The organism is Kitasatospora sp. NPDC004272 (assembly GCF_053603035.1).
In genome coordinates this window covers 39,506-45,896 of sequence record NZ_JBSGET010000058.1, presented here as the reverse complement: position 1 = coordinate 45,896, position 6,391 = coordinate 39,506, and the positions used below count along the sequence as shown (strand labels likewise).

7 protein-coding genes, 3 tRNA genes and 1 pseudogene are annotated in these 6,391 nt (G+C 69.8%); 4 read left to right on the top strand and 7 right to left on the bottom strand.

The window, feature by feature from the left end; translation table 11 throughout:
• The 3 genes and pseudogenes from ACWEO5_RS19345 to crcB (ACWEO5_RS19335) form a co-directional block, all read right to left on the bottom strand.
• Nucleotides 1-205 (bottom strand): annotated as a pseudogene (locus ACWEO5_RS19345) (hypothetical protein); the annotation flags it as partial.
• Nucleotides 206-295: 90 nt separating this feature from the next.
• Nucleotides 296-655, bottom strand: coding sequence for a fluoride efflux transporter CrcB (gene crcB, locus ACWEO5_RS19340; RefSeq protein ID WP_344558629.1), 360 nt, complete (start codon nucleotides 653-655; stop codon nucleotides 296-298).
• A complete protein-coding gene (gene crcB, locus ACWEO5_RS19335) occupies nucleotides 652-1,131 on the bottom strand; it encodes a fluoride efflux transporter CrcB (protein WP_452163510.1) in 480 nt (159 codons plus the stop codon). Before crcB (ACWEO5_RS19335) ends, crcB (ACWEO5_RS19340) begins: the two co-directional genes overlap by 4 nt.
• A gap of 79 nt (nucleotides 1,132-1,210) precedes the next feature.
• Here crcB (ACWEO5_RS19335) and ACWEO5_RS19330 point away from each other — a divergent pair, with 79 nt between their 5' ends.
• The 4 genes from ACWEO5_RS19330 to ACWEO5_RS19315 all read left to right on the top strand — a co-directional run bounded on the left by ACWEO5_RS19330 (nucleotide 1,211) and on the right by ACWEO5_RS19315 (nucleotide 1,966).
• Nucleotides 1,211-1,552, top strand: a complete 342-nt coding sequence (locus ACWEO5_RS19330) for a metallopeptidase family protein (RefSeq protein ID WP_344558663.1) — start codon at nucleotides 1,211-1,213, stop codon at nucleotides 1,550-1,552.
• A 124-nt stretch (nucleotides 1,553-1,676) separates the two neighbouring features.
• Nucleotides 1,677-1,749 (top strand) — tRNA-Glu (locus tag ACWEO5_RS19325).
• Nucleotides 1,750-1,791: 42 nt separating this feature from the next.
• A tRNA-Asp gene (locus ACWEO5_RS19320) sits at nucleotides 1,792-1,865 on the top strand.
• 27 nt (nucleotides 1,866-1,892) lie between these two features.
• A tRNA-Phe gene (locus ACWEO5_RS19315) sits at nucleotides 1,893-1,966 on the top strand.
• A gap of 172 nt (nucleotides 1,967-2,138) precedes the next feature.
• On the opposite strand, the gene ACWEO5_RS19310 is transcribed toward ACWEO5_RS19315, so the two are convergent.
• The 4 genes from ACWEO5_RS19310 to ACWEO5_RS19295 form a co-directional block, all read right to left on the bottom strand.
• Nucleotides 2,139-3,202, bottom strand: a protein-coding gene (locus tag ACWEO5_RS19310; RefSeq protein WP_452163509.1) for an IS630 family transposase whose coding sequence is annotated in 2 segments (ribosomal slippage) — nucleotides 2,139-2,755 and nucleotides 2,755-3,202 — 1,065 coding nt in all. Because the reading frame shifts where the segments join, the coding sequence is not laid out codon by codon here.
• A gap of 242 nt (nucleotides 3,203-3,444) precedes the next feature.
• A complete protein-coding gene (locus tag ACWEO5_RS19305; protein WP_452163508.1) occupies nucleotides 3,445-4,395 on the bottom strand; it encodes a DUF3825 domain-containing protein in 951 nt (316 codons plus the stop codon).
• 290 nt (nucleotides 4,396-4,685) lie between these two features.
• Nucleotides 4,686-5,894 carry a tyrosine-type recombinase/integrase gene (locus tag ACWEO5_RS19300; protein ID WP_030459203.1) on the bottom strand — a complete coding sequence of 403 codons (1,209 nt, stop codon included), beginning with the start codon at nucleotides 5,892-5,894 and terminating at the stop codon, nucleotides 4,686-4,688.
• On the bottom strand, nucleotides 5,894-6,082 hold the full coding sequence (locus tag ACWEO5_RS19295) for a helix-turn-helix domain-containing protein (protein WP_030459204.1): 189 nt from the start codon (nucleotides 6,080-6,082) through the stop codon (nucleotides 5,894-5,896). The genes ACWEO5_RS19300 and ACWEO5_RS19295 overlap by 1 nt, the downstream gene beginning before the upstream one ends.
• Nucleotides 6,083-6,391 lie beyond the last annotated feature (309 nt).

Below are 6,391 nucleotides of genomic sequence, written 5' to 3'. Positions count from 1 at the left end.
CCGCCGGCGCGCCGCCCGGCTTGGCGCTGGCCGCGGCGGCGCCCGTCCCGGACGGCTTCACCCGGACCGTCCCACCGGGGGCGTCCGCGCCCACCGACATGCACCCGCTCAGTCCGAGCAGGGCCAGCGCCGCCGCCACCGAACCCGCCGCCGTCCGCCGCCGCGTCGACCGACCCGTCGACCAGCCCGCCGAACCCGCCACCATCGAGCCACCTCCCGCACGGCCCGACCCGGGCCGCCACCATTTCCGGTGCCCAACGCGCGGCCGCCCACCGGGACACGGGTAGCGCCCCGCTCACCCCCAGATCGCGTGCCCGACGCCCGCCCCCGCGTACACCGCCGCCAGGCCCGCCCCCAGCGACAGCGCCACGTTGCCCAGCGCCGCGCCGCGCGAGCCGTTCTGGGCCAGCTTCAGCGTCTCGAACGAGAAGGTCGAGTACGTGCTGAGCGCCCCGCACAGGCCGGTCCCGAGCAGCAGCCGGACGTCCGGCGGGGCGACCGCGGTGAGCAGGCCGAGCAGCGCGCAGCCGGAGACGTTGACGGTCAGCGTGCCCCACGGGAAGCCGAAGCCGACCCGGGAGTGCACCGTCCGGTCGGTCAGGTAGCGCAGCGGCGCGCCGACCGCGGCGCCCACCACCACCAGCAGCCAGTTCACTCCGCCGCCTCCCGCCCGGCCGCGTCCGTGCCCTCCGCCACGCCCCCGGCCCGTTCGCTCCGGCCCAGCAGCACCGCCCGGGTCGCGCTCGCGGCCGCCCACACGGCGACCAGCGCGGCCAGCAGCGTCCCGGCCAGGTAGAGCAGCGCCCTGCCGGGCAGCGCGTGGTCGAACAACTGCTGGGCGTCCACCGCGTACGTCGAGAAGGTGGTGAAGCCGCCGAGGATCCCGGTGGCCAGGAACGGCCGCAGCAGCGGGTGCGGCGTGCGCCGGCCCTCGGTCAGCACCACCAGCACCACCCCGATGAGCGCGCAGCCGACCAGGTTGACGAGCAGCGTGGTCCACGGGAAGGCGTCCCTCGCGGTCGGCCACAGCAGCCCCGCCCCGTACCGGGCGCTCGCCCCGAGCACCCCGCCCGCGGAGACCACCGCCACCACCCGCCCCTGCCCGCGCAGCACCGGTTCCCTCGTCGCCATGCCGCCAAGTCAAGCACCCGCCACCGCCCGGATGGCCTGGCGCCCCGTCAGCGGAACTCCGACAATGGGGCGCGTGGAGATGACCAGGGACGAGTTCGAGGCGCTGGTGTCCGACGCGCTGGACCGGATTCCGCCGCGGCTGGCCGCGATGATGGACAACGTCGCGGTGTTCGTCGAGGACGAGCCCGACCCCGCCACCCCCGACCTGCTCGGCCTCTACGAGGGCATCCCGCTCACCGAGCGCGGCGAGTGGTACGCCGGCGTCCTCCCCGACCGGATCATGGTCTACATGGGCCCGACCCTCCGCTACTGCGAGACCCGCGAGGAGGCCGTCGAGGAGGTCCGCACCACCGTCATCCACGAGGTCGCCCACCACTTCGGCTTCGACGACGACGAGCTCCACGAACTCGGCTGGTCCTGACCCCCGCCCCCGCCACCGGCCCCGCCGCGCCGACCACCGGAAACCGTTTTGGCGTTCCCGCCCGGCATCCCATATGCTTCTCGACGTCCCCGAACGCCGGATGATCCGGCCGGAAGGGCCGCAAGCCCTCATCGTCTAGTGGCCCAGGACGCCGCCCTTTCAAGGCGGTAGCACGGGTTCGAATCCCGTTGGGGGTACGCAGTACCGTAGTAAGGTCCTGTGCGGAGCGATCCGCATGAGGTCCCGTGGAGCAGTTGGTTAGCTCGCCACCCTGTCAAGGTGGAGGTCGCGGGTTCAAGTCCCGTCGGGATCGCTCGTCTCGCAAGAGACGGTGCAGTACGGCCAGGTAGCTCAGTTGGTACGAGCGTCCGCCTGAAAAGCGGAAGGTCGCCGGTTCGACCCCGGCCCTGGCCACATTGCCTGACCAGGCACGATGCCCTCGAAGCAGCTCGCTTCGGGGGCATTTTCGTACCTGTTGACGCCAACGCTGACGCCAACGGCTCCGAATCGCCCCAATCCGAAGCAGCCACAACCGCCCCGAACGACGAAAATGTGACTGCTACTGAACTTGATTGGGTGATGTCGGTCAGCCGTCCATGATCAGGCCAGTGCCGGTGAGGCAGCCGTCGACGAGGTCGGGGTGGTGCTGGATCTGTTTGAGTCGGTGCTTCACGGCTCGGGTGATCTGGCCGAGGTCGGCTGCGGCGAGGTTGCCGATGTCGCGTTTGACCAGCGACCAGATGCCCTCCTGCGGGTTGAGGTCCGGCGCGTAGGTGGGCAGCTGGAAGACGGTGAGCCAGTCGGCGTTCGCAGTGATGAACTCCCGCAGCGGCTTGGTCAGGTGGAGGCGGACGTTGTCCCAGACCAGCACGATCGGGCCGCCGAGCTGGATCCGGGCGCGGACGATCAGGTCCCGGAAGTCGCGCCAGCCGAAGCCCTTCGGCTCGCCCTTGCGGCCCCGATACTCGCGGATGCGGTAGATCAGCCGGGACCGTTCGCCGGGTTTGTAACAGGTCATGCCCGCCATCGAGACCCGACCGGATCCCCGCCCCCGCACTCGAACGACGGGGGTCCGGCCGATCCGGCCCCAGGTCCTGGCGCGCGGCGGCGTCATCGACTGCCCTGCTTCGTCCTCGAAGACGATCCAGGCTCCGAGGGCCGCCGCGGCGCTCTTACCCGCGGCCAAGTCTCCTTCTTCCATACCTCGACCGCCGCGTCGTCGCGCTCGATCGCCCGGCGGGCCGGCTGTTGCCACGACCAGCCGTGCCGCTTGAGCAACTGCCACGTGCCCTCGACCGTGTAGGAAACGTGGAACAGCCGACCGATCAGCGTCTTGATTCGCGCGAGCGTCCACCGCTGATCCGCCCAGCCGTGGGCGAGCGGGCCACGCTCCAACTCCCTTTCCAGCCTGGCAATCTGGTCCGGACCGAGCCTCGGGCGACCCGGCGATCCCTTCGACTGGATGCCCACCTCTCCATGCTCGCGCCAGGCCCGGCGCCACCGCTCCACCGACCGCTCGCTCACCCGCAGCGCGACAGCGATCTCCCGGTTCTTCTGCCCGCCCTCGAAGCGTTCCACGGCCTGCAACCGGATCCGCTCCCGCGCGGCCCTCTCGGCGTCGGTCAGCCCGCCGCCCTGCGCGTACCTCACGAACCTAGAGCTACCGGAGCCCACCCACCACTGTCAGGCGAACAGCTCCGACATCACCCAATCAAGTTCAGTAGCACATTTGCCGGAGCATGACGCGCGCCGACGGTCGCCTCCTCGCTTGGTCGAGTCTCGACCCATGGCGAGGAGGTCGCTGGCCGGAGCGGTCCAGGTTGAGCGCGGACGACCCTGCCGGCTAGGACCGTCTGCCCATTGTCGCGTGCCGGAGGTACGAGCCACGATGCCTACAAGGCTTCGTCGTCAGCAGCAGGTTGCAGCCAGTCGCTGTCGGGGCGGGCAAGAAGTCGGGCGTTGCTGTACGCCATCGCGGTAGTGAGAACGGTGTGCCCACGGTAGAACTCGCCTTGCCGGGAAACCACCAGGGCAAGGTCCACCACGCTGGCGTCGAGGAGAGACAGCGGGAGTAGGAGCTGGACCATGTCCTGAGCCGGGTACCACGTGGGGACCGCCGCCTTGTAGTTCCGGCGGACTCGATCCTCTGCTCCGGCGACGGCACCCTTCAGCGCCATACTCGCAAGGTGAGGGCTCCCTTGGAGCGCTGCAGGAAACCGGGCAAGGTTTCCCTGGTCGTCGAGGATGTGGTCCACGCTCACGACGAGTTCCCGGCGCCAGTCGTAGATGTAGTCCGCTGGATTGTCGGTGTAGGTCACGAACTCGGGGCGCAGGGAGGGAGGGAAGTGCTCCATGAAGTCACGCTTGCTCTCCACTCGCCAGTCGACGAAGACCCACGGCTGACTGCCGGGTCGGTCGTTGCGACGGAAGAGCCCGTAGATCGTCTCCTGCCGACGAGTTGCCAGTCCCGTGTTGAAGGCCGAGTAGGAGCCGTCGCCGCTCGTCGAGATCTTTCCCTGCTGGTGCGCCCGTTCGAAGGTCCACCGGATGTAGTTACGCAGGATGCGGTTGCCGCCTGGTGCCTCCTCCTCTCGACCGTCCCAGCTCTCTGGTTCGGCGAAATCGCTGGCCAAGCGGTCGAAGAGGTCTGGATCACCGGTGCCCTCACGGAGATTCACGCTCGATCGCACATATCCCATATGCGCGTAGTCGAAGAGCGCGTTGCCCGAGAGTCCCGACGGCCGGGGCGATCGCGCCCCAGGCGGCGGCGTCGCGTCGCCGAAATGCTGCTTCAGGCGAGCCAGGTCTGCCGGTGATGCCATGGGCTGGTTCTCGCTGGTCACAAGGGCTCTCTCAAAGTCGCGTGCCGGAGGTGCCCGCCAGTCTCCCCCATGCCATCAGAGCACGTCAGGATTTCGTCCTTTTCGGTTCAAAGGCTTGCGGAGTCCCACAGTCACCCACGTGCCCTGCCCAGCCCACCCCAAGGCCGCATCCAGCCAGCTGGCCAAAAACCAGTTCCTCTAGAACTGCGACCGTTGGGTCCGGCCCACGCACAGCGGAGCCGGACCCAACGTGTTGCCGCTCGTCGCTCGGCCGACCAGGCCAGCGCTGAACGATCATCAGTCGAACAGACTCAGGAAAGCGCCTCCCCGAGACGGCTCAGGGCCTTGAGGCGCTCGGCGAGGGAGGCGTGCGCGTAGACCTTCATGGTCACCCCGACGTCGCTGTGGCCAGCGATCTCCCGGACGATGTGCGGGGGGACGCCGAGGTCGAGCAGCAGGGTGATGCAGGTGTGGCGGAGGTCGTGGAAGCGGAGGTCGTCCAGGCCGAGGCGTCCGCGGACCGCGTGCCAGCTGCGGCGCAGGTTGTCCGGCTCGTACGGGGTGCCGATCCGGGAGGGGAAAACGAGGTCGTTCTCCTGCCAGTCCATGCCGGCGGCGGCGCGCTCGACGGCCTGACGCTCCCGGTGGTCGACCAGGGCGGCGAGGACCGGCGCGGGCAGCGGCAGGGTGCGCTCGGAGGACAGCGTCTTGGGCAAGACGAGCCGCAGCTCACCGTCGACCCGCTGGAGGTTGGTGCTCACGGTGAGGGTCCCGCGCTCCAGGTCGACGGAGCTCCAGCGAAGGCCGAGCAGTTCGCCCCGGCGCAGGCCGAGCATCAGCGCGAGCACGTACAGGGTGTGCAGGCGGTGGCCGCTCAGCTCCTTGAGCACGAGCTTGGCCTGAGCGGTGGTCAGGCCCTTGCCGATCCGGTAGTCGGGTGCGGGGACCTTCACGAGCTTGGCCACGTTCTTGTGGATCAGCTCCTCTCGGACGGCGTGCTCCAGCGCGTTGCGGAGCACGGCGTGCACGGACTGGATCATCCGCGCGGACAGCAGCCGCTTGCAGCACTCGCCTGCAGCACAGCAGATCGGCTTGGGCCGCTGCGCGTCCCAGCCGCCCTTGCAGCACTGGCACTCGGCGCGCACCCGGTTCAGCCAGACGCGGACCTCCTGGGCGCGCAGGTCGCGCAGCCGCTTGGTGCCGAGGCCGGGTATGAGGTGGACGCGGACCACGCTCTCGTAGCCCTGGTAGGTCTTGGGCCGGCGGTTGGGCAAGACCTCCTCGGCGAGCCAGTAGTTGAGGTACTGGCCGACGTTGGAGTCGGTGTCGGGCAGCGGGATGCCGTTGATGGCGTCAGCCTGCAGTTCGACGAGAGCGTTGTGGACCTCGTCCCAGGTCTTGCCGTAGATGGAGACCCGCTTGCGGAGGCCAGAGGTGGTGATCACGTAGGCACGGCCGTGGTAGCGGCCGTCCTTGCGCAGGGTGATGCTGCCCGCGCCGTTGGGGTTGCGCTTGGCCATCAGGCCGCCACCTCCGCAAGCTCGGCGACGAACGTACGGACGGCGGCGGCCGGGACGCGGCGGGAGCGGCCGATGGTGACCGAGGGCAGGCGGCGGGTGCGGATGAGGTCGTAGACGGTGGAGCGACCGAGCTGGAGCTGGGCCATGACGTCCGGGATGGTCAGCAGGAGTTGCTCGTGCGGGGCCAAGGAGCCAGCCACATCCGCCGGAGCGGCGACGGGGATCGAGACGAGGACCGAACCGCCGAGGGCGCCAGCGGCTTCGGCGGAGGTGAGCGGCGGCTTCTTCGCCGGGACCTTCGGCGAGGCAGGGATCGGGAGTGCCATGCTGGGGACAGGACCCTTCTGTTGACGGGCGCGCGAGCGCCCAGGTGCTGAGGGATCTGGCCCGGCAGGGGCGAAGGTTTGGCGACTGGACGCTTCTGCCGGGAGCAGGGGGAGAAGTCCCAGCCGGCCCGATGCGGGGCGGCAGGTGACTGGGAAGAAGCTGTCGGCCCG